The 19,426-nt window shown below is 60.5% G+C and carries 17 protein-coding genes; 6 read left to right on the top strand and 11 right to left on the bottom strand.

The features are described from left to right. Positions 1 to 86 precede the first annotated feature (86 nt). From ACVWXW_RS05950 to ACVWXW_RS05920, 7 genes are all read right to left on the bottom strand, one after another. Positions 87 to 1,319, bottom strand: coding sequence for an ABC transporter substrate-binding protein (locus tag ACVWXW_RS05950; RefSeq protein WP_414356713.1), 1,233 nt, complete (start codon positions 1,317 to 1,319; stop codon positions 87 to 89). Between the two features lie 211 nt (positions 1,320 to 1,530). Then, positions 1,531 to 2,100, bottom strand: a complete 570-nt coding sequence (locus ACVWXW_RS05945; protein WP_457403169.1) for a photosystem I assembly protein Ycf4 — start codon at positions 2,098 to 2,100, stop codon at positions 1,531 to 1,533. Positions 2,101 to 2,405: 305 nt separating this feature from the next. Next, a complete protein-coding gene (locus ACVWXW_RS05940; RefSeq protein ID WP_457403167.1) occupies positions 2,406 to 3,473 on the bottom strand; it encodes an S-layer homology domain-containing protein in 1,068 nt (355 codons plus the stop codon). A gap of 45 nt (positions 3,474 to 3,518) precedes the next feature. Continuing rightward, positions 3,519 to 3,833 carry a DUF3181 family protein gene (locus ACVWXW_RS05935; RefSeq protein ID WP_011433076.1) on the bottom strand — a complete coding sequence of 105 codons (315 nt, stop codon included), beginning with the start codon at positions 3,831 to 3,833 and terminating at the stop codon, positions 3,519 to 3,521. Between the two features lie 65 nt (positions 3,834 to 3,898). Continuing rightward, entirely contained in the window at positions 3,899 to 4,531 is a 633-nt protein-coding gene (locus ACVWXW_RS05930; protein ID WP_457403166.1) for a hypothetical protein, read from the bottom strand. Positions 4,532 to 4,566: 35 nt separating this feature from the next. Next, positions 4,567 to 5,151: an anti-sigma factor family protein gene (locus tag ACVWXW_RS05925; protein WP_457403164.1), complete on the bottom strand. Its 585-nt coding sequence runs from the start codon at positions 5,149 to 5,151 to the stop codon at positions 4,567 to 4,569. 2 nt (positions 5,152 to 5,153) lie between these two features. Then, entirely contained in the window at positions 5,154 to 5,816 is a 663-nt protein-coding gene (locus ACVWXW_RS05920) for a sigma-70 family RNA polymerase sigma factor (protein WP_414343224.1), read from the bottom strand. Positions 5,817 to 6,070: 254 nt separating this feature from the next. Between ACVWXW_RS05920 and ACVWXW_RS05915 the strand changes: the two genes are divergently transcribed. From ACVWXW_RS05915 to ACVWXW_RS05900, 4 genes are all read left to right on the top strand, one after another. After that, the gene (locus ACVWXW_RS05915) at positions 6,071 to 6,799 is read left to right on the top strand and encodes a Crp/Fnr family transcriptional regulator (protein ID WP_457403162.1); all 729 of its coding nucleotides are present in this window, start codon (positions 6,071 to 6,073) and stop codon (positions 6,797 to 6,799) included. A 19-nt stretch (positions 6,800 to 6,818) separates the two neighbouring features. Then, positions 6,819 to 7,313 carry a DUF427 domain-containing protein gene (locus tag ACVWXW_RS05910; protein WP_011433071.1) on the top strand — a complete coding sequence of 165 codons (495 nt, stop codon included), beginning with the start codon at positions 6,819 to 6,821 and terminating at the stop codon, positions 7,311 to 7,313. A gap of 128 nt (positions 7,314 to 7,441) precedes the next feature. Continuing rightward, complete coding sequence (locus tag ACVWXW_RS05905) at positions 7,442 to 9,493, top strand: SH3 domain-containing protein (RefSeq protein WP_457403161.1); 2,052 nt, start codon at positions 7,442 to 7,444, stop codon at positions 9,491 to 9,493. 394 nt (positions 9,494 to 9,887) lie between these two features. Further along, a complete protein-coding gene (locus ACVWXW_RS05900) occupies positions 9,888 to 10,871 on the top strand; it encodes an energy-coupling factor transporter transmembrane component T family protein (RefSeq protein WP_414357909.1) in 984 nt (327 codons plus the stop codon). Between the two features lie 24 nt (positions 10,872 to 10,895). On the opposite strand, the gene ACVWXW_RS05895 is transcribed toward ACVWXW_RS05900, so the two are convergent. The 3 genes from ACVWXW_RS05895 to ACVWXW_RS05885 all read right to left on the bottom strand — a co-directional run bounded on the left by ACVWXW_RS05895 (position 10,896) and on the right by ACVWXW_RS05885 (position 17,208). Next, complete coding sequence (locus tag ACVWXW_RS05895; RefSeq protein ID WP_457403160.1) at positions 10,896 to 13,838, bottom strand: GAF domain-containing protein; 2,943 nt, start codon at positions 13,836 to 13,838, stop codon at positions 10,896 to 10,898. 350 nt (positions 13,839 to 14,188) lie between these two features. Then, on the bottom strand, positions 14,189 to 14,764 hold the full coding sequence (locus tag ACVWXW_RS05890) for an NADPH-dependent FMN reductase (protein WP_457403188.1): 576 nt from the start codon (positions 14,762 to 14,764) through the stop codon (positions 14,189 to 14,191). A gap of 188 nt (positions 14,765 to 14,952) precedes the next feature. After that, entirely contained in the window at positions 14,953 to 17,208 is a 2,256-nt protein-coding gene (locus ACVWXW_RS05885) for a spermidine synthase (protein WP_457403159.1), read from the bottom strand. A gap of 249 nt (positions 17,209 to 17,457) precedes the next feature. Between ACVWXW_RS05885 and ACVWXW_RS05880 the strand changes: the two genes are divergently transcribed. Then, positions 17,458 to 18,411, top strand: a complete 954-nt coding sequence (locus tag ACVWXW_RS05880; protein ID WP_457403158.1) for an alpha/beta fold hydrolase — start codon at positions 17,458 to 17,460, stop codon at positions 18,409 to 18,411. A 66-nt stretch (positions 18,412 to 18,477) separates the two neighbouring features. Here ACVWXW_RS05880 and ACVWXW_RS05875 read toward each other — a convergent pair whose 3' ends face one another. Continuing rightward, on the bottom strand, positions 18,478 to 18,960 hold the full coding sequence (locus tag ACVWXW_RS05875; protein ID WP_414399942.1) for a pyridoxamine 5'-phosphate oxidase family protein: 483 nt from the start codon (positions 18,958 to 18,960) through the stop codon (positions 18,478 to 18,480). Positions 18,961 to 19,159: 199 nt separating this feature from the next. On the opposite strand from ACVWXW_RS05875, the gene ACVWXW_RS05870 reads away from it, so the two are divergent. After that, positions 19,160 to 19,381 (top strand): high light inducible protein, encoded by a 222-nt coding sequence (locus ACVWXW_RS05870; RefSeq protein WP_011433062.1) that lies wholly within the window; start codon positions 19,160 to 19,162, stop codon positions 19,379 to 19,381. The last annotated feature ends 45 nt before the right edge of the window (positions 19,382 to 19,426 follow it).

Raw genomic sequence — 19,426 nt, 5'->3', positions numbered from 1 at the left:
TGAGATGGTTCATTCATTTGTATTTATGTCATATTACAGTTAATAAATTTTTAAGAAGAGTCTAGGATCTCGTTAAGGTTGCTCCATTAGCGCCCGCCAATCACAGCGATGTAGTTGGTCACCCATTCGTAGTAGGGCACGCAATCCATACGTCCATCGCCACAATCGGCCACAGGAGTTTTCCAGAAGAAGATGCGCTCAAAATTGTCGATGCCATTGGTCTTGCATCCCTCTGGCCCCAGCAGCTCGCTGGCCTGACAAGCGGCGGGCACCACCGGCACCGAGCCAAACCAAGCCGCCAGATCCCCCTGCACCTTCGGGTTCAGAGAATGTTCCATCCACAGGTAGGCACAGTTGGGGTGTTTGGCGGTAGCGCTGAGCATGGTGGTATCTGCCCAGCCGGTGGCTCCCTCTTCCGGTATCACACTGGCGACAGGTTGACCTTCGGATCGCAACAGATTGACCTGGAAGGGCCAAGAGCTGGAGGCCACTACCCCTTCGTTGACAAAGTCATCCACCTGCACCGCCGCATCGTGCCAGTAGCGTCCAACCAGTTGCCGCTGCTGTCGCAATAGAGCTAGAGCAGCATTGAACTGTTCGCGGGTCAGCTCGTAGGGATCCGTGATGCCCAATTCTGGGCGGTGGGCCTTCAGGTAGAGGGCGGCATCGGCAATGTAGATGGAGCCATCGTAGGCTTGGATGCGGCCCTTGTTGGATTTGCCGTCTGGCAGGATTTTTTCTTCAAACACCACATCCCAACTGGTGGGGGGTTCCGGGAAAACCTTTGTGTTGTACATCAACACGTTGGATCCCCATTGATAGGGCACGCCGTAATGCTTGCCATCCACGGTATGCCAGGGAGCATCCCGCAGGCGCGGGTCGATGGTCTCCCAACTGGGGATCAGGCGGGGGTTAATCTGCTGTACCCGTTCCCCTTTGATCAGGCGTAGGGTGGCATCGCCGGAGGCCGTCACCAGATCAAAGCCGCCCTCATTCATCAGGGCTACCATCTCATCGGAGGTTGCCGCCACCTTAACGCTGACTTGGCAGCCGGTTTCTTTCTCAAACTCGGTCACCCAGTCATAGGCGGGATCCGTTTCTCCCCGTTCGATATAGCCTGCCCAGGCCACAATCGAGACCGCCCCCTCTGGGCGGCCCAAGCGATACAGGGGCCCGCGAGCAGCATGGGCGGAATGGGAGGTCAGCAGCAGCGTGAGCAAGGCCAAGCCCAATGAGAGCAGAAGAGTTAGCCAGAGGCGAAACAGAATAGACCCCAGCTTCTTGGCCTGTAGGGGAATGAAGGGGTTCAGGTTGGCCATCACAGGCTTCTCCCAGGCAACAACTGCGCTGGCATCAAGGGTAGATCATTCCTCGAAGAGATCCCGCTACATTGAAAACAATCTCGACAACTCTCTATTCGACTCCACAGTTCTGGATCCCCCTCAATGGTTTCACTGTTGCCCAAGGATGGGATTCCGTCTCGCTCAAGCGACCAGCAGGGCGGGGTCAAAGCAATGGCACCGCAGGGAATCAAATGCCCTCTAGGCTGACGTTGAGAAAGCGGGCGATCTCGGCTGCTTGGTTTTCGATCTCCATCAGGGGGGGAGGCTGGCCCACTCCGGTGAGGGGGATGTCACCGCGTCCTTTCACCCGCAAGTAAATGGCTCGGCGGGGGTTAAGCCCCTCTCTCAGCTCCACCCGCAGGCTCTGCACCTCGGCAAAGTCATACTCCAGGCGGACTTCACGGTTTTTGCCCGGAAAGCCTCGCCGTACCAGAGTTATCTTCTGCGTGCGCCGGTCGAACTCGTTGTAGCCGCCCCCCAGGTTCCAATACAAACTCAACCATTGGTACAGTCCCGCCAGGGATCCCAGCACCCCGTAAAAGAGCATGGCAATGCCTTGGGGAATAAACACCAGGCTGGCGGGATCGGAAAAGGGGAGCAAATTGCGGTGGAGATAGCTGGAAAGGCCAGCCAAGGTAAAGCCCAGCCCTCCCCCCGTCAGCGCCACCGCCCAAAAGTACACGCTGGGCCGCCGCGACCCAATCACGGTGTAGCGCAGCAAATCGGCAGAACGGATTTCAGGAACAATGGCGGACACAGTTGGGATCCCTGCGGGTTTTCCAAGGTTGGCTTCTCTCATTTTATTAGGTGGCAAGGGCTCTCCCCGGCAGAGGGGCGCTCAGGGGACTGTCAAGAGCTAGAGCCGCCTGGGGAATGGGGGCGGAAGTCCTCTGCGCTGTACAGCCCCTCTCCCGAAGGGAGTTAGGGATAGTTTTTATTGTTATGGCTCCTTTTGCTCCTTGTAAGAGCCGTAGCAGGGATCCCTGCTGGAGCTCTGAGGTGTTCCATCTGCTGATAAAACCTGGACAGTATACGCCGATGGGATCCTCGCTCACTTCAGGGTTAGGGCTTACCCGGCGTGACGATCCTACCCTCTCCTGGGGCGACTTCCGGGGGGTTGGGTCGGGTCTGCCCAGGGGGCTCATCAACGGCATCCGAGGGAGAGGCAGGGGTGGGATCCGGCTCAGGAGAGGCCGTTTGTTGCGGTTCTGCGGCAGGGGGAGAAGGCTGAGGCTCAGGGGTTGGGTCTGGCAGGGCTGGCGGCTGGGGTAGGGCGTCTTGGGCTGTTCGTTCCCCAAAAGCCGATAAGGCAATGGCAGCTTCCCCGCGGCTGACCGGCTCGAAGGGGTTGAAGGTGCGGATGGGGCCAAAGGTGCGCAGCACGGTGGAGGCATTCTCCAGACTGCGATCCGCTACCAGAGCAGGAACAACCTCAGGAGGAATTTGCGCCGCATCGGTAAACCCCCAGCGCTCCTCCAGCTCTGCTCGGGATCCCTTGATCTGGCCGGGAGGTAAGTCCAGGGGCACCTTCATGCGGATTAACTCCGCCCGGGACAGCAGGCTGTTGGGGCGAAACTCTCGATTGGCATCTCCGGCAATTATGCCGGCAGCTCCCAGGGCTTGAATGTAGCGAAAGTTGGGATCCTCTTCCGGCACATCCAAAAAGAGGGGGCGTTCCGAGGGGGATCCCAGGCGGATCTGCCGACTGGGCTCGTCGGCGTGGATGGCGTTGTTGGCCAGCACCAGCCAACGGGCAAATTCTCCGCGACGAACGCTGCGCTGCGGCTGAAATTCGCTGCCGGGGATATCGGCAAAAACTCCCAACCGATCTAGGTATCCCACCGAACGGGCCACCAGAGATCCGGGCTCCAAGTCTGTAAAGCGGCTGCTGTCCGGGCTGGGCAGAGGTGAAGAGGGGGCGGGAGCAGTGGGGATCGAGATAGAGGGTGGGATGGATCCCGGCAAAGGTTGAGGCGAGGGAGATGCCGGCAGCTCAGGTTGGGCTGTGGGCAGACCTACTGGGCGTACAGCGCGCTCTAGCTGTTCTCCCCACTCGGTTCCCTGACAGGCCGACAACAGCCAGAGCAGCGGAATAAGGCTGCCGAGCTTGAGCCAGGGGCCAGGCCGCATAGGTTTAGACTGATGATGCACCGCTCTACCTTTCTCTATTGGTCTCTATTGAGCCCATTTGCGGCTAAACTCCTCCAGCACGTCCAGCAGGTTAAGCAGGCTTTGCATCGGCAGGAGATCGGCCAGGGGCAATTCTTTGCGCCCACCCCCCACTTTCACCGGGATCCCTTGCAAGATCTCTGTGACGGCGTCCTCATCCACCTTGCCTGCCATCACCTGGGGTGCCAGTCGCTCCGCCAAAAGGGTATGCAGGTGGGCATCGCGCAGGTAAAGATGCCAGCGGGCCACATCGATGTAAACTTCTTTACCAATGGCAGCGGCCAATTGCTCAATGTCTGGGTTGCTGGGCACTTTGGCCATCCCTCAGCTCCGTTGGTGGTTGCGTCTGCCCCTCCCTCAGATCATAACCCGAACCCAAGGACTCCTCAGGGAGGGCTGGCAGCAGAGCGATTGGGTAGAGGTAGGGCGAAGTTCTCTTGCAGCTGCCGCAGCATCAACAGGTGTTCCAGAGCTAGGCGATCCCGTTCTGTCCGCAACTGGCTCAGTTGGGCCTGAATTTGGCGGATATCGGCCTCGTTGGAGTCCCAGGTTTGCAAAAGGCGGTAGAGGCGCTCTTGTTGGTCGGCAATTTGCCGGTTTAGGCGGGCTAGGCGGCGGCTGAACTCCACATCCATTTCCTCTGCCAGCTCGGAATCCGGCAGCAGGGCCAGGCGATCCCAATGGATGCCCAGGTCGGCCAAGCTTGGCGGGGACGGATCCAACTCCTTGAGGAGGGGGAAATCCGGAAAAAGCAATGGATCTGTTTGATCGGGGGCGGGGGGTTGAGAGCGAGCCACCGGAGGGGTGAGACGGGATCCGGGTGAAGGCAGGTTCGTGGGTTGGGGGGCAGGCTCCTGTCCACTGGGAGAGGAGTGCAACTGCTTCGGACTCCGTCCCGCCGGCGCGGACGGCGTTGCCAGATGGCTACTGCTGGGATCTGCCTGGGCCGACAGGGATCCCAGACTGCATAGCCAAAGGCAGACTCCTAGCCCACAAGCCCAGCGAACTGCTTTTTCCACCCTGCGCTCCTCAGTCTTTCTCAAGCCTGCTCAGGTCATTCCCAGCCCACCTCGGCCCTGGTCGCGTTGGCGGGGCGAGATCCACGGTCGGGCATTGCCTCAAACAAAATCGAGTAGGCATCTTGCTTTTGCCCCGGCTCGAAAAGATAGCGTTGGGCAACACGAGCAGAGGCAGGCACGATGGCCACACGCACCGGCGGATCTTCCAGCGATACCAAAGGCTGGGGATGAGACCAACGCCATCCCGCCCAGCCCGCCCCTGCCAAGGCCACTACAGCCGCTGCCACCCGTCCCCAAGGGGTGCCCTTGCGTCGCCGCCAGCCCAGGTCGAGCATTGGCCTCCGATCCAGCTCATCGAACACACGGCTAATCAACAGCTCCGTCTGGATGGGATCCAAGGTGGGGGCCTTGAGGTTGGCCAAACCGGCCTGTAAAGCTGCCAGTTGGCTGTACAGTTGCCGCGCTTGGGGATCGCTGGCCAGCCAATCTTCCACCTGCCGCGCCTCTTGAGACGACAATTCCCCATCCAAGTAGGCGCTCAACTGTTCAAAGCGCTCATCCACCACCGGCAGCTCTTGCTGGGGATCCCTGGGGTCGGGGTTGGGGTTGCCGCGAACCATGGTCATTCACCATTAAGGTAGGGTTTTAGGGTGGATTGTAGGCGGGCGCGGGCGCGCGCAATGCGAGACTTAACAGTGCCCAAAGACACCCCTGTGATCTCGGCAATTTCCTCATAAGCCATTCCCTGAATTTCCCGCAGCAGGATTGTCTGGCGAAAGGCCTGCGGCAAGTCGCGGACGGCTTGGTGCAATCGCTCGTAGAACTCGCAGGTGGCGAGGTGCTCATGGGGACTGGGGCTCTCGCTGGGCAGCTCCCATTCCATCTCGCTATCCCGCATCTGAATCGGCGCATCCAGAGAAAGGGGCTGCTGCTGTCGTTTGCGCTTGCGCAGCTCGTCGTAAAACAGGTTGGTGGCGATCCGCCCCAGCCAGCTGCGAAATTTCGCCGGCTCCTGTAGGCGTTTCAGGTGGCGGTAGGCCCGGATCCAAACTTCCTGGGCCAAGTCATGCCGGTCCTGCCAGTCCGGGGCAAGATGATAGAGCACCTTGTCCACATGGGCCTGATGGCGACGCATCAACTCGGCAAAAGCCTCCCGATGGGGCTGGGATCCCTGCTGACAGATCAGCACCAGATCCACATCAGCGAGCTTTTCGGGCCGCACAGGCACGTTCTTCACCAAGACGGACCAGCGCTGGCCACTGATGTCGCTGAGGGCAGCATCCATAGGCATCCATAGGTTGTAACAACAGCAACAGCGGAGGGATCCCCTCCCAGACAGAACCTCTGTTGCCCAGACGAAATGGCAGAGTTTGGGTTCCCCCCACCCTCAACCGCAGGGTAGCTCTAGAGGCTCTGAGGGCCATACCGGCAAGACCACCTCCTCATTGGATCTTGGCGCACATGGCAGGACGGTGGACACAGGAGCACTTTTGCAGGATAGCTCTTGAGTTGATAACTGGGCTACAGTGGGCTTGCGGTATGGTAAAACCCCGACCCGGCATGACTTCCGATGCTCCTGTTGCCGTCCTCTCCGAGCTCAAGGCGGTGCCCATGTTGGCCGAACTTTCGGCGACGTCCTTGCAATGGTTGGGATCCCAGGTCAAGCTGCGGGATATCCCGGCGGGACAGGTCCTCTTCATGCAAGATGCCTGGGGCAGCGTAGTTTATCTGATCCTCGCCGGCTGGGCTAAGGTGCGGCGGGCTTTGCGGGCGCAAGACAGCACCAAAACCCTTGCCTTGCTGGGGCCGGGCGCTTGGGTGGGGGAAATGGCGGTACTGGACGAAGCTCCCCGCTCGCGAGATGTGCTGGCCCTAACCCCGCTGCGGGTGGCCGGGATCCCGGCGGCAACCTTCAAAGCACTGATGCTGCAGGAGCCGCAACTGTGCTACCAACTGGCCTGCAGCCTCTCCCGTCGCCTGCGCCTGGCCAACTTGCAGGCGGATCTCGACCAGCAGAGCCCCCCAGTGCGGGTGGTGCATACACTGGTGCAACTGGCGGAAGCTTTTGGCGAGAAGACCGCCCAGGGGATGCGCATTGTCTACCCTCCCCCCCAGGATTTGGCCGATATCAGCCAAGTTAGCCGGGAGACAGCCCTGGCGGTACTGAGCCGTCTGCAGCAGCAGGGGGTTATTCAGCCGCTGCCGGAGCAACAGTCTTTGCTGCTGATCCGGTACGCCAAACTGCTGGAGGCCACCCGTCTGCTTTAGATATTGAAGATATTGACCCATGTCTCCCCAACCGATTTCTCCCCATCCAGGACAAGAATCTGTCTGGGACTATCCGCGCCCACCTCGTCTGGAGCCCACCACAGAACTGGTGGAAGTTCTCTTCAATGGCGAGCTCATTGCCCAAAGCCGCCGTTGCTACCGCGTCCTGGAAACCAGCCACCCGCCTACCTACTACATTCCTCCCACCGACGTTCGACTGCAGTATCTCCGCCCCAGCTCTCGCACCTCTTTCTGTGAGTTCAAAGGGGCTGCCTGCTACTGGACAGTTCAGGTCGGATCCCAAACAGCCGTAGATGCCGCCTGGAGCTATCCGGATCCCAGCCCGGCGTTTTTGCCCATCCGCGACTACCTTGCCTTTTATCCAGGCCGTGTGCAGGAGTGCCGGGTAGGTGGAGAACGAGTCCGGCCTCAACCCGGAGATTTCTACGGCGGTTGGATCACCTCAAAGGTCGTAGGCCCTTTCAAAGGAGAGCCGGGTAGCTGGAACTGGTAGGGGCGGAGCAGCGATTCCCGAGGGGGGATCCCTTTTACCCACGAAAAGGACTACAGTTAAGTCGATGCGGGTAAGTTGTCCAAGGACTCCGTCCCGCTGGCACGAACAGGAGAGCGCGGACAAAAACCATGACGGTGCGGGTGCCCCTCGACTATTATCGGGTTTTGATGCTGTCGGCACGGGCAGATGAGCATCAGATTGAACAGGCATACCGGGAGCGGATCGATCTCAAGCCGGGCGAGCGCTCCTGGCTGTCGGGGTTCTCGCCACAGGCTGTGGAAGCTCGCGCCCAGATGATCCAAGAGGCGGCTTCTGTGCTGCTGAACCCTGAGGCACGACGAAACTACGACGAACACCTCATGCCAACGGATCCCACCTTGACGGTGGAGGAGGCGCACCTACCGGGAGTGCTGTGCTTGTATTGCGAAGCCGGAGAGTACCAGGCTGCGTTGGACTTGGCTCAACACCTGTTGGAGCAGGGCCACCCTGCTCGTTCCGATGCCATTTTGGCGCGGGCCATCGCTCGTCTGGAACTGGGTCGAGAAGCCTGGCAACAGGGATCCTATGAAGAGGCGGCGCGTTCCCTACAGGCGGGCTTGGCGGAGCTGGAGGAGTATCAGGCCTTTCCGCAGATGCAAGCGGAGATCCGCATCGATTTGGGCAAGCTGCGTCCCTATCGCATTTTGCAACTCCTCAGCCAAAGTGCTCCCGCCCAAGCTGGAAGACACACCGCTGATGGGAACGGGGAGCGACAGCAGGGACTGGCTCTCCTCAAAGCCATGCTGGACGAACGGGGCGGCATCGAGGGGATGGGGCAAGATGGCTCTGGCCTCAGCACCGAAGATTTCCTGCGCTTTATCCAACGGGTACGTCGCCACCTCACCCTCAAAGAACAGCAGGAGTTGTTCGAGCGGGAGGCTGAGCGTCCCTCGATGGTGGCCGCCTACTTGGCCGTGCAGGTGTTGCTGGCGGCAGGTTATCTGGAAAACCGCCCGGCTCTGGTGCGGCGTGCTCGCGGCTACCTGGCTCGTCTGGCGCAGCGGCAGGATGTGCATCTGGAGCAGGCCATCTGTAGTCTGTTGCTGGGGCAGACCGAAGACGCGCTCGCCCATCTGCGCTCCACCCAAGAAGTAGAGGCCTTGCAGTTTATCGAAGAACACTCCGCCGGTTCTCCCGACCATCTGCCGGGTCTGTGCCGCTTCACAGAAAAATGGTTTCAGGAGGAGGTGTTCCCGGAATTTCGCGGTCTGGAAGCCGCCCAAGTGACGTTGCAAGCCTACTTCGACAACCCCCAAGTACAAGCTTACCTGGACGAAATGCCCAGCCGCGAAGACCCGCCGGCAGGGATGCTCTCTCCCAGTGCTCCGCACCGCTGTCGCGAACAAGTCCCCCATCCCCCACCTCATTTGCCTGCCGTGGTGGGTCCTGAGCCAACCCAGGAATTGTATCGCCCACCCGCCCCTTGGCAACAGGGGGTGCCAGAACCCCCGCGCCTCTCGGATTTGCCCTCTTACCGCAGCACCCCCAAAGCAGGCGTCTCTGCTCTTGCGGATGAGAGTTCTAGTGCTCCGCACCGCTGTCGCGAACGCGCCCAAGACCGTTCCCCTCAGCGGGAGGGAGCTGGCGCGATCGGTTTGCAGGAAGTGGAACGTTACCGCCGCAGCCGCTTGGGATCCCGTAAGCGTCCTGCCCTTCCCGCCGTGGGCTTCGCACCGCTGACGCGAGTGGCCGGGGTGGTCGGTGTGGGCATTCTCTCCCTGCTGGTCATCTGGCAAATGCTGCGGGGCCTCTTCACGCCGCCGCCGGCACCACCGCTGGAGCAACCCCAGGTGCAAATTGAGCAGCCGCCGGTTGACATATCGCTACGCGACGCCTCCGCGAACGACAATCCCGGCCAGACAGAACCCGCTCCCCCGCCTGAGCTAACTGGCCCTCTGGCGGAGTGGCAAGGAGTACAACAGGTGCGGGTGGTCTCCAACGATGGCCTCAACATTCGCCAGCAACCCAGCCTGACGGGAGCCATTGTCGGGACAGCCCCACGCCAAGCCCTGCTGCGGGTGGTGGAGGTGCAGGCTGGGGAGGGACAGGTGCCCGTCTGGCTGCGCATTGAGCGAGATGGCGCGCCCGGGGGATGGGTCGCCGCCCAGTCGGGCTCCACCCGTCTGGTGGAACGGCTCTAGCTCTGATACATTTACGCTGAACACTGCTGAACATCACTGTTCAACTATGCAGCGATAGCATTCTGTTTGTTTCCAAACAGAATGGCGGTATCCCGCAAAGCTTTGAGTAGAATACCCAAAGCGCAGTTTCCGTGTCGTCTTACTACCAATTTTCTGCTTTGCTTTGGCTACCATGTTGGCAGACTCGAAAGTAAACAGAAAGATCAACTGGTAGTAATCCGTACTGAACATATTATACATTATTTTCAGTATAGTTGAGCTTATTATTGACTAGAGTCATGCTCCCTTGCTGCCAGCTGTTATTGCTCCGCAACGCTGCTGCGACCGCGCTACGGGGACGGAGTTCTCGGTCCCGCCCTTTTAAGGGGTATAGTCTGCTTCCTTCTCAACTGTTGTGGATATTCTGCGCAATGCCCCGCTGGGGATTTATCTGGAAGAGCCTCGCACCTGGCTACATTGCCTGGATCCGCGGGTTAAGCTGGCCTGGCTGCTCAGCTTTCTCCTCAGCCCCATTTTGGCCGGCAATGGTTGGCGCTTGGCCGTGGTGGTGGCTCTTCTGCTGCTAACTGTGGCGGCCCGTCTGCCGCGCCGGGTTTGGTCGGGCCAACTCTCCCTGGTGCTGGCCCTGAGCCTGCTCACCTTTGGGATCACCAGCTTGGCGCCGGATGGATTGGGGGTTTTTCCCCAACCGCAACGGCAGGATATGCAGGTGGTGGGCTATGGGCTGACCGGGATCCCCGCTGTTCCCGTTAGCGGTGCAGGGCACTTCGACTTGGCCGTAGAACAGGGATCCCCAGACCGTGCCTGGCGGGCGCAAACCCGTGCCTGGCAAACTCCTTATCGCTACCGCCTGGTTCAGTTTTCCCTATTGGGACGAACCTTTCAGGTCTCCCGCCGTTCTCTATCGGTGGCGCTGCGGCTGGGCACCCTCATTTTTACGTTGCTCTACGCTACCCATTTGTTTCTGTTGACCACGGCCCCCGAAGAAATTGCCGAGGGGATCGGCCAATGGTTGCAGCCTCTCAAGCGTTGGAGATGGCCGATTGCCGAAGTAATTCTCACCCTCACCTTGGCGCTGCGCTTTCTGCCTTTGGTGATGGAAGAGGTGCAAAACTTGGCGCGGGCGGTGCGAACTCGGGATGTGCGCTGGGGATCCCTGAGTTTCCGGGGCGGGATGCAAACCCTGCTGGCCTTGGTGGAGCGCTTTTTTGAAAACTTGCTCCTGCGTGCCGAACAGACGGCTATGGCAATGCAGGCCCGTGGGCTGACCGGCCCAGACCATCCCCTGCGCTGGCACCGCCTACAACTGCGGCGGCTGGATCGCGGCCTACTGGCTCTACTGCCCCTGTTTTGGCTGCTCAGAACCTTGTCCCCCTAAGGTGACCGGCAACACAGCTTTTTCCTACCCAGGGGGATGGGGCTCGTCGCTGCCCATCGGCAGGAGCAGCCGAGAGACACAACGCCCATCGGAAGAGAGGTAAAAGGAGAGCTGGCCCCCCATCCGCTGCACCACCCGTTGACACAGGCTGAGTTCCAGACCAGGACTCACCGATAGAGGCGACTTGAGCAGAGGATCTGCGTAGATCACCTGCTCTGGCCCCAACTGAAGGGCGGCCATCAGGTGAGGGTCGAAGCTGCCCTGATCCACCACCAGCAGCTCTGCATACCCAAAGTGCTCCGCACCGCTGTCGCGAACGCTGGCTTGGCTCCACAGATCCAGCCGCCCCCCTTCCGGGCTGCGCAAAATAGCGGCTGTCAACACCTCCCAGAGCACCATCTCCAGTCGTTCGGGATCCCCCTGGATGGTAAGGCTCATGTCCCCATGGGCCCGCGGCCACAGCTTGCGTTTTTGGGTCAGGGCCTCCACTCGGCGTAGGCTTTTGCGCACCAAGGTTGCCAAGGGCACCGACCGCGACTGCGGCTGCACCTGCCAAGTTTCCGACTGCAACAACGGCCTTGTGGAGACGGTCAGATCCCGCAGCCCTCTGCCAATTTCCACTACTTTTTGCCAGCGGGTGGCTTCGTCTCCGGGGATCTCCGGCACCTGACCCAGGCGGTGCAGGCTGTCCAGAAGGGCATTCTGCATATCCAGCAGGCGGCGGTGCTTGTACCAGTTCAACTCCCTGAGCACCTCCTGCCGCTCTTGCAAAGTTTGCATCCAGAGCAAGCGCCGCAGCGTCCAGCCGCAGGTCTGGGCGATCAGCATCACAGCCGCCCGCTCGTCGGGATCCCAAACCTTGCCCGCTTCTGCCCCCAAGATCAAAACTCCCAAAGCTCCCGCCTGCGAGGAGTTTGTCTCCCCCAGCGCCACCAGCAGCCAGGATCCCAGGCCGGCAGCAAAGTGCTCCGCACCGCTGACGCGACTGAGCCAAGTGCGGCTGGCAGGGGGGATCTGCTCCTGGGTGAGCGGCAGAGGTTCTGCCGACTGCAGCGCGTAGGCCAGTAGGGGATCTTGCAGGTCGATCTCGGTGGAGCCGGTCTCCGTCCCGGCAGCGGTAGTAAAAGGCCCCTGGAGCTGAGCCCGGCTTTCCCCCGGCTGCCAACTGACCACCAGCGCCAGAGGGATCCCCAGCAATTGGGCCGTCTGTCGGACGGTGGTGGTGTACAGATCTGACAAGGTGGCCGAGTTTTGCAAGGTTAAACAAGTGGTGATCAGGCCCTTGAGCAACTGCTCTTGTCGTTGCCGGCGTTGTTCTGACCGAATTTGCCGCAGGATCACCCCCACCTGTTGGGCGATCCCCCGCAGCAGTTGCCGCTCTTCCCGGCTCCAGGTCCGTAGCTGGGGATGCAACACCAAGAGCAGCCCTTCCACAGGTGTGGTGGCGGTACCGCCGACCCCGGTGTGGGTCAGCATCAAGGAACGAACCCCTGCCAGTTCCTGCCGCCAAGAGAGCAGGCGCAGATCTTGGTCGTAGTTTTCTGCCACGACCACCTCGCTGCGCATGAGATCCTGCCAGTCCTGGTCGCTCAGAGGGCTGAGCTGCTGTGGCAAAGTCTGCTTGCCTTCCCTGCGGTACTCGTAGAAGAGGCGGGGGATGGGGCTGTCGGGATCCACCGTCAACACGGCCACTGCACCGACTTTCAGGCGCTGGGCCAGGCCGACAACGGCTTGCTGGAGAGCCTGTTGCAGCTCCGCCGGGTTGTAAAGCGAGCGGCCCACCTGTTGCACAAACTCTTGGTCATCGGCCAACTGGCGAATGCGGCGATCCAGATTTTCTAGGGGGGCAGCCAAGGCCAACCCATTGGCGGCAGCAGCTACCAACTGTCGCTCAGCGGCTTGCCAGGTACGGGGCACATCCGATTGCACCCAGATGAACCCCAGCAGATCCTTTTCCAGCAAAATCGGGGCCGCCAAAACGGCCTGGGCCCGCAACTGCTGCATCAGCTTGGGGGGAACCTCAGAGCGAGTCGTCCCTGTGCCGCCCACCACCACCTGGCCATCGGCGAGGGTGTAGTACATGTCCCCCAATTCCCGCAGCGAAAGGCTGACCTCCCCTGTTGGCCCTGCTCCGACTTTAGCCCCTTTGGGAACAGGGGGCTGAGAGGACTCCGTCCCCCCGCTGTTGCCAACAGCTTTGGGGGCGCTTCCATGGGGGACGAACTGCCCCTGGCTGCGCTCGTGCCAATACACCTGAATGTGGACAGCGCCCAGAAAAGACTGTAACTCCTGCCTCACCAGGCTGACCCGTTCCTGCAGGGATCCCACCTGGCGCATCGCCGTTCCCAACCTCAGGAGTGGATCCTCAAGGCGCTTTTCGGTCTGCTGCTGCCAAGCGTTTTCCAACTCCTGCAGAGAGGCTGCCAACTGCCCCAGCAAAATTCCCAAGAGAGCCTTTTCGTCCTCATGGGTGGTAACCCCCCACATTTGGGATCCCAGCATCAGGATCCCCAAGCAGCGCCGCCGTCCTACTGCCGTTCGCGACAGCGGGCCGTAGGCCGAGAAGGGATAAATGAAACAGCCCTGGATCCCGCCCAGTCGCCTGGCCTCCCGCTGCCAAATGCCCATGCGCGGCTCCTGAGAGAGGTCGGGCAGGCTGATCGGTCGCTGCTCGATCACCACCTGCTCCAGGATCTCCCCCGGCTGTAGAGGATGCACCGCCCGCAGTAGGGTTTGATCCTCAAGAAGGGTCACTCCCCCCTGACCCACCAACTGGTGATTTGGATAGTCGTAAAAGGCCAGCCAGATCAGCGGCGCCCCAAACGCCGCCTTGACATACTCCAGCGTGAGCTGAACGAGGGTGTTGGCATCGCTCTGCTCCCGCATCTGCTGCAAGGTTGCTTGCAGGGCCACCAGGGGAGATATTGGCCCAGCTCTATCGGAATGAGGGGGAACAGACTGAACCATACCTGTGTGGAGCTATTCTGCGGGTTCCTCTGCAAGTCAATGCCCTCTCAGCCAGATCTCCGTCGGATCTGAGCCTTATTTGTTGCTGGGCAACGCTGAGGCAACAGGTGAGAAGAAGAGAGCCCGGACTTGTTGCTGTTTGGAACAACTTTGGCATACTCTCCGCCCCAAGGGGCAGGGATTCTCGACGTCGGGCCCCATCCTCGACGCAGTGAAAGATTTGGTTTTCATCTCTCACCCAGCCCCAGTGTAGTCTGTCTGCAGCCGTCCTTCATGGCTTCCTAACTTCCCTGGGGTTGGTCGCGGAACGCTTGGAGAGTGTCTCAATCTAGTTTGGAATGACTGTAATTTCAGGAAGGCTTCACCACTGGGATCCCGCGCAGCTTGTGAGTATGGGTCACCAAGCTCTGGACAAAGTGTTGAAAGCGCTGTTGTAGCTTCTCGTCTTTGAGATTGCCTTGCTCGTCAAAAGCGCTCCAAGCCCGACCGATGGCGATCTGCTCGGGGATCACCCAGCCATGCACCCAACGCACAATCAAGCGCATCTGGTTCAGGGTATTGCTGTTGCTCTCGCCGCCCAAAACGCTGATTAACCCAAAGACCTTGCCCTCCAGTTGCTCAAAACTCAACAGATCCAGTGCATTTTTCAGGCTGCCGCTGATGCCGCCGTGGTACTCCGGGCTGGCTAGGATGATCCCATCCGCCCGCTTCATGGTTGCTCTTAGGACTGCCACATCGGGATAATCCGCATAGGACTCCGAGCCATCCACAAAGGGCAACTTCATCTGCCGCAGATCGAGGATGTGCAACGGGATCCCCAACTTCTCAAACTCGCGCCGCGCCACCTCCAGCGCCTGGTACGTTAAGGAATTGGGCCGCAGGCTGCCCCCGATTGCCACGAAACGGGCCTCAGAGGCTTCAGCCATGGTGGTTTGAGGATCGACAGTAAGGGCTTGCAGAGGAGACATGAGCCGGGTTCCTGAGCAGACATTAGTTACGTTGCAAACAATCATAACTCATACCAACTCCGAGTTGTAAAGATTTCTTTAACTTTTCTGCTCCCCAACCCTAATGCATTCGCCGAAGCGTTGCATAAGCGATAACAGCCGGATTCCTATCCAAAACTGGGGATCTGGATACCCTTTAGCAAAGGGATCCGGGGCCAACGGATCACCTGCAGCAGGTTGGAAAAGTCATCCCGCCAGACGGGATCCCCGGCCTGGGGCAAAAGGGGCTGCCAGGGATCCAGTTCCTGCAGGACTCCAGAGTTTTGGGCCAAAGGGCTCCGCCCTGCTGAGGCGGTCGTCGAAGCGTCGCGCGGCGATAACAGCACCCAATGGGAAGGAGCCAGCCCCGCCTGGCGTTGCTCAGGGGAGAGATCCCGGTGGTCTTGGTGCCAAGCGTGAAGCTGCAGGGATCCGGCCAGGCCAGCCAACAGCGGGGCCAGGTCGAGGTGGCGGTTGGTGATGTTGAAGAGCAGCCAGCCGTGGGGCTTGAGCTTGCTCAGGTAGAGGGCCAAAGCCTCTTGCGTGAGCAAATGCACCGGCACTGCGTCAGAGCTGAAGGCGTCCATCACCATCAGGTCATAGCTGCCCTCTGGGATCCCCTTGAGGCTGAGCCGGGCATCGCCGAGGATGACCTGCACCCGCGCCCGCGTCTGGGCCCACCGGAGATAGGAAAAATAGCGGCTCGCCCAATCGACCACGGTGGGATCCAACTCGAAAAACGTCCACTCATCCCCTGGCTCGGCATAGGCGGCCAACGTGCCGATCCCCAGCCCCAACACCGCAATGGCGGGCGTGGGATCCACAGTCTGGGCTCTGAACGCCGCAAACACCTGCCCAACCGGCCCAGACCGAGAAAAATAGGTCAGCGGCTCCAGCGCTTTTTCCGGGTCCAAGTTTTGGCTGCCGTGTAGGGTGGTGCCGTGCAGAAGGCCACGAAAGGATCCCTGCTCAGTTTGGTATTCCACGATCCGGTTGAGGCCGAAGGCGCTGCGCTCGCTGTGGATCACCTGCAGTCCCGGCTGCAGCCAGGGTTGCCCCAGCAGCACAACCAACCCCGCCATTGCTCCCACCCAACCGACCTTGGCCTGCCAGCCAGGGGCTCCGCTCTGCTGCTGTGAACGGCTCTCCCCTGACACCAACAGCGCCAGCACCGCCCAGCCCAACGCCAAACCCACCCCAGCGCCCACCTGCAGCAACGCCTGCGGTTGAAAGTGCAACAGCAGCAAAGGCAGGAGCAGCCCCAGCCCCAGCCACAGGCCCACCCGCCCCCCCTGAGCCCCCAGCACGGCCAGCGACATCCCCAGCAACAGGGGATATTCCAGCACTGTCTCAAACACCTGCGGTGCCAAGAGGGCAGAGAACATTCCCCCTAAGCTCCCCCCCAAAGCCAGCCACAGGTAAAACTGCGTCAACTGCTCCACCGGCGGGCGACGGCAAGCCAACCGGCTGTGGCAGCCCCAGCTCACCAGCCCAAAGGTGGTCAGATGCAGCGGCAAAAGCAAAAAACCGGGCCTCACCCAGCCCAAGACCTGTACCCCCACCGCCCCGCAGGCCAGAAGAGCTGTTGTTCCCAAAACCCACTCATTGGGGTGGATCCCCCCGAAAGCCAGCATGAATGTCAGCAGATAGATCCCCAGGGGGATGGCCCACAACAGGGGCACTGCCGCCACGTCGGTGGTCAACAAGGTGGTGACCGCCACCAACAGGCCCGCCGGCAAAAAAGCCAGACCCGCCCAGCGCCAACGCTCTCGCCAGGAAACAGCCCAATTCCCCAGAGCAGCGCCGGATCCCTGGGAATCTGCCCCGCGTTCTTGTGGCTCCGCAACGCTGTTGCGACTGAGCAGCAGACCCACCCCGCTTAGCAGCACCAGGGCTGCCACCAGCTCGTAGGATCCCGTCCACAGGAGAGTTTGCCCAGCCAAAGACAGACGAGGCTCCAACACCAGCGGGTACCCCAGCAGCCCGCCCAAGCTGCCGGCATTGCTGGCCACATAGAGAAAATAGGGATCCAAAGCCTCCCGTTGCCCCGCGACCCCTCTTGCCGCCAACCCCCGTTGCAGCAACGGCGTCGTCGCCGACAGGAGAAACAGCGGCACTCCAGCTCCCAAAGTCAAGTCTGCCAACAGAGCGAGAGGGGGCCACCATCCTTCCGGTTGGCCGGGGATCCCCAGCTGAAAGGGCAGAAGCCTCAGCCCGACCAGCAGCAAGATCCCGTGGATCAGCACCCCCATCCTGGGATTGAGGCCGCGCCCCAGCCGATCTGCCCACAGGTAGCCCAAAAGCAGGGTGGCCTGAAAAAAGGCCAGGCAGGTATTCCACACCAGGGGGGATCCCCCCCACAGCAGCAGCAGCAACTTGCCCACCAACAACTGTCCCCAGAAGAGGCAAAAAGCGCTACTAAACAAGCTGAGGCCAACTAGCCAAATCAAAGCCGACCCACCGCAAAACCCTCAACTGCCAGTATTCCCCACTTTCTCCCGGAAGCTTGAGATGGGATTCACAGTCATTTCAGGTTAGCTAGACCGCCGAGAAGCCCCGCACTCTATGCGTCAGCATGAGTGCAGAAGTATGTCACGATCGCAACGCTGACGCAAACCCAAACTGCACTCCCAATGTTGCCATACAGCGCTAACGCGAACACAGAGCATCGCTGGCTCTGGCGTAACCAGCCCATTCGCTACCAACAGTCGGGATCCGCAGGCCCAGCCGTGTTGCTCATCCATGGCTTCGGGGCCAGCAGCGACCATTGGCGGAAAAATTTGCCGGAGCTGGGGCAGCACTGTCAGGTGTATGCGGTCGATTTGTTGGGGTTTGGGGGATCCGCCAAGCCCCTGCCGGGATCCCCTTTGCCCTACACCTTTGAGACCTGGGGATCCCTGGTGGCCGATTTTGTGCGGGAGGTGATGGGCCAGCCGGCCTACCTGGTGGGCAACTCGATTGGGGGCATCGTGGCTTTGCAGGCGGCGGTTCTGGATCCAGCCCAGGTTTTAGGGGTAGCGATGTTGGATCCCTCGCTGCGGCTATTGCACGAGCGGAAACGGGGCCAGGTCTCCTGGCTGCGCCGCCAGTTTACCCCTTTGCTGCAATCCCTGCTGGGGTGGCCCCCCTTTGGTCGTTTCTTCTTTGCTCAGGTGGCCCAGGCTAGGGCCATTCGCAATATCCTCCTCCAAGCCTACGGGCGCAAAGAAGCGGTTACCGAGGAGCTGATCCAGCTTTTGCTCAAACCCGCTTTGGAGCCGGGGGCGGCAGAGGTCTTTTTGGCCTTTGTGCGCTACTCTCAGGGGCCTTTGGCAGAAGATCTCTTGCCTCAGATCGTCTGTCCCGTCTTGATCTTGTGGGGGGAAGCGGATCCCTGGGAACCCATTGCTCTGGGGCGGGCCCTGGCAGAGTTTCCTTGCGTGGTGGGGTTCATCCCATTGCCGGGGGTCGGCCATTGCCCCCAGGATGAAGCCCCCGAGCTGGTCAACCCGCTGCTTTTGGATTGGATCCGGGATCCCACCAAAAAACCTGAAAAAGGAGTTCGTTCCGCCGGGATCCCCTCACCCCCCCTGCAAGAGGAGAGCTAGGAAGTGGCGCAGCAGGAGCTTCCCCGTGCTGGGGAATGGCATGGGCTGCCCTTGGAATCCTCGTACCTACGCCCGACCAAGGTGCTCCAGTTGATCCAGGTTGGGGCCCCTCAGCCGGAATGCCTGGCCAAACCCCTGGATGAAGCTACCAGTTTTGGGGACGATCTGACAGAAGTGAAAATCCGCCAAGCCCAGGATCATCTCGGCAATCTCGTACTTGGCGCGGTAGAGGGCTTCAAACCCCTGCGCCTGCGCCTCCTCGCGGCTGAGAAACTGGGCTTCTCCGCTCACCATCACCCGCGGCAGGGCGTGGTTACTGCGGGGATCCCCTGGGGTGGGCGGCTCGTGGATGAGCAGGCTGGCACGGGGATCTGCCCGCAAAGCCTGGGTGTGGCCAGAAAGATCGCTGATGACAATGGCAAAGCGCAAGGGATCCCGCTGCACCACAAAAGGCACCAACGACACCGCCGGGGATCCCTGCTCCAGCACCGCCAAGCTGGCCACCGGCTGGCCATCCAGCAGCATATTTAACTGTTCCAGCACCGACATGGTTGTCCTCCAGTCCCCTTGCTATTATCAGCTCCCCTGTACTGGGACAAGAGCCACAACCCTGCTTACAGGCTGTTCCTGGCCTGGTTGAACTCTGCCCGGCAGCTCGGAACATTGGGCGTCAACAACGTTGTAAATAAAACTTTACAATCCTATGCAAAGCGAGCTACGCTGGTGAAGAAAGCACAAGGAGAACCCTATGACCCGATATCGCTCCGTTGTCGTCGAAGAAGGTGGTCGGCTGAACAACTACGCCATCGAGCCGGAAATGTATGTGGACAGCACCCCCCGCGTGGGCTTCACCGACTATGCAGAGCGCTTGAACGGGCGTTTGGCGATGATCGGCTTTGTTGCCCTGATCCTGTTTGAAGCTCTGTCCGGTACCACCCTGATTGGCTGGCTGCAGTCCCTGGGCCGATAAGCCAAAGAACGCTTCCTAGGAAGAGGGCTGTCTCTAATCGCCGAT

The organism is Thermostichus sp. MS-CIW-30 (assembly GCF_054058015.1).
This window is presented reverse-complemented; position numbering and strand designations above follow the sequence as displayed.

Coding starts and splice junctions, on each gene's coding strand:
- ACVWXW_RS05950 (WP_414356713.1), bottom strand. CDS start 1,319: ATGGCCAACCTGAACCCCTTCATTCCCCTACAGGCCAAGAAGCTGGGG.
- ACVWXW_RS05940 (WP_457403167.1), bottom strand. CDS start 3,473: ATGCGGCCTGGCCCCTGGCTCAAGCTCGGCAGCCTTATTCCGCTGCTC.
- ACVWXW_RS05935 (WP_011433076.1), bottom strand. CDS start 3,833: ATGGCCAAAGTGCCCAGCAACCCAGACATTGAGCAATTGGCCGCTGCC.
- ACVWXW_RS05925 (WP_457403164.1), bottom strand. CDS start 5,151: ATGGTTCGCGGCAACCCCAACCCCGACCCCAGGGATCCCCAGCAAGAG.
- ACVWXW_RS05920 (WP_414343224.1), bottom strand. CDS start 5,816: ATGGATGCTGCCCTCAGCGACATCAGTGGCCAGCGCTGGTCCGTCTTG.
- ACVWXW_RS05915 (WP_457403162.1), top strand. CDS start 6,071: ATGGTAAAACCCCGACCCGGCATGACTTCCGATGCTCCTGTTGCCGTC.
- ACVWXW_RS05910 (WP_011433071.1), top strand. CDS start 6,819: ATGTCTCCCCAACCGATTTCTCCCCATCCAGGACAAGAATCTGTCTGG.
- ACVWXW_RS05905 (WP_457403161.1), top strand. CDS start 7,442: ATGACGGTGCGGGTGCCCCTCGACTATTATCGGGTTTTGATGCTGTCG.
- ACVWXW_RS05895 (WP_457403160.1), bottom strand. CDS start 13,838: ATGGTTCAGTCTGTTCCCCCTCATTCCGATAGAGCTGGGCCAATATCT.
- ACVWXW_RS05890 (WP_457403188.1), bottom strand. CDS start 14,764: ATGGCTGAAGCCTCTGAGGCCCGTTTCGTGGCAATCGGGGGCAGCCTG.
- ACVWXW_RS05880 (WP_457403158.1), top strand. CDS start 17,458: ATGTTGCCATACAGCGCTAACGCGAACACAGAGCATCGCTGGCTCTGG.
- ACVWXW_RS05875 (WP_414399942.1), bottom strand. CDS start 18,960: ATGTCGGTGCTGGAACAGTTAAATATGCTGCTGGATGGCCAGCCGGTG.
- ACVWXW_RS05870 (WP_011433062.1), top strand. CDS start 19,160: ATGACCCGATATCGCTCCGTTGTCGTCGAAGAAGGTGGTCGGCTGAAC.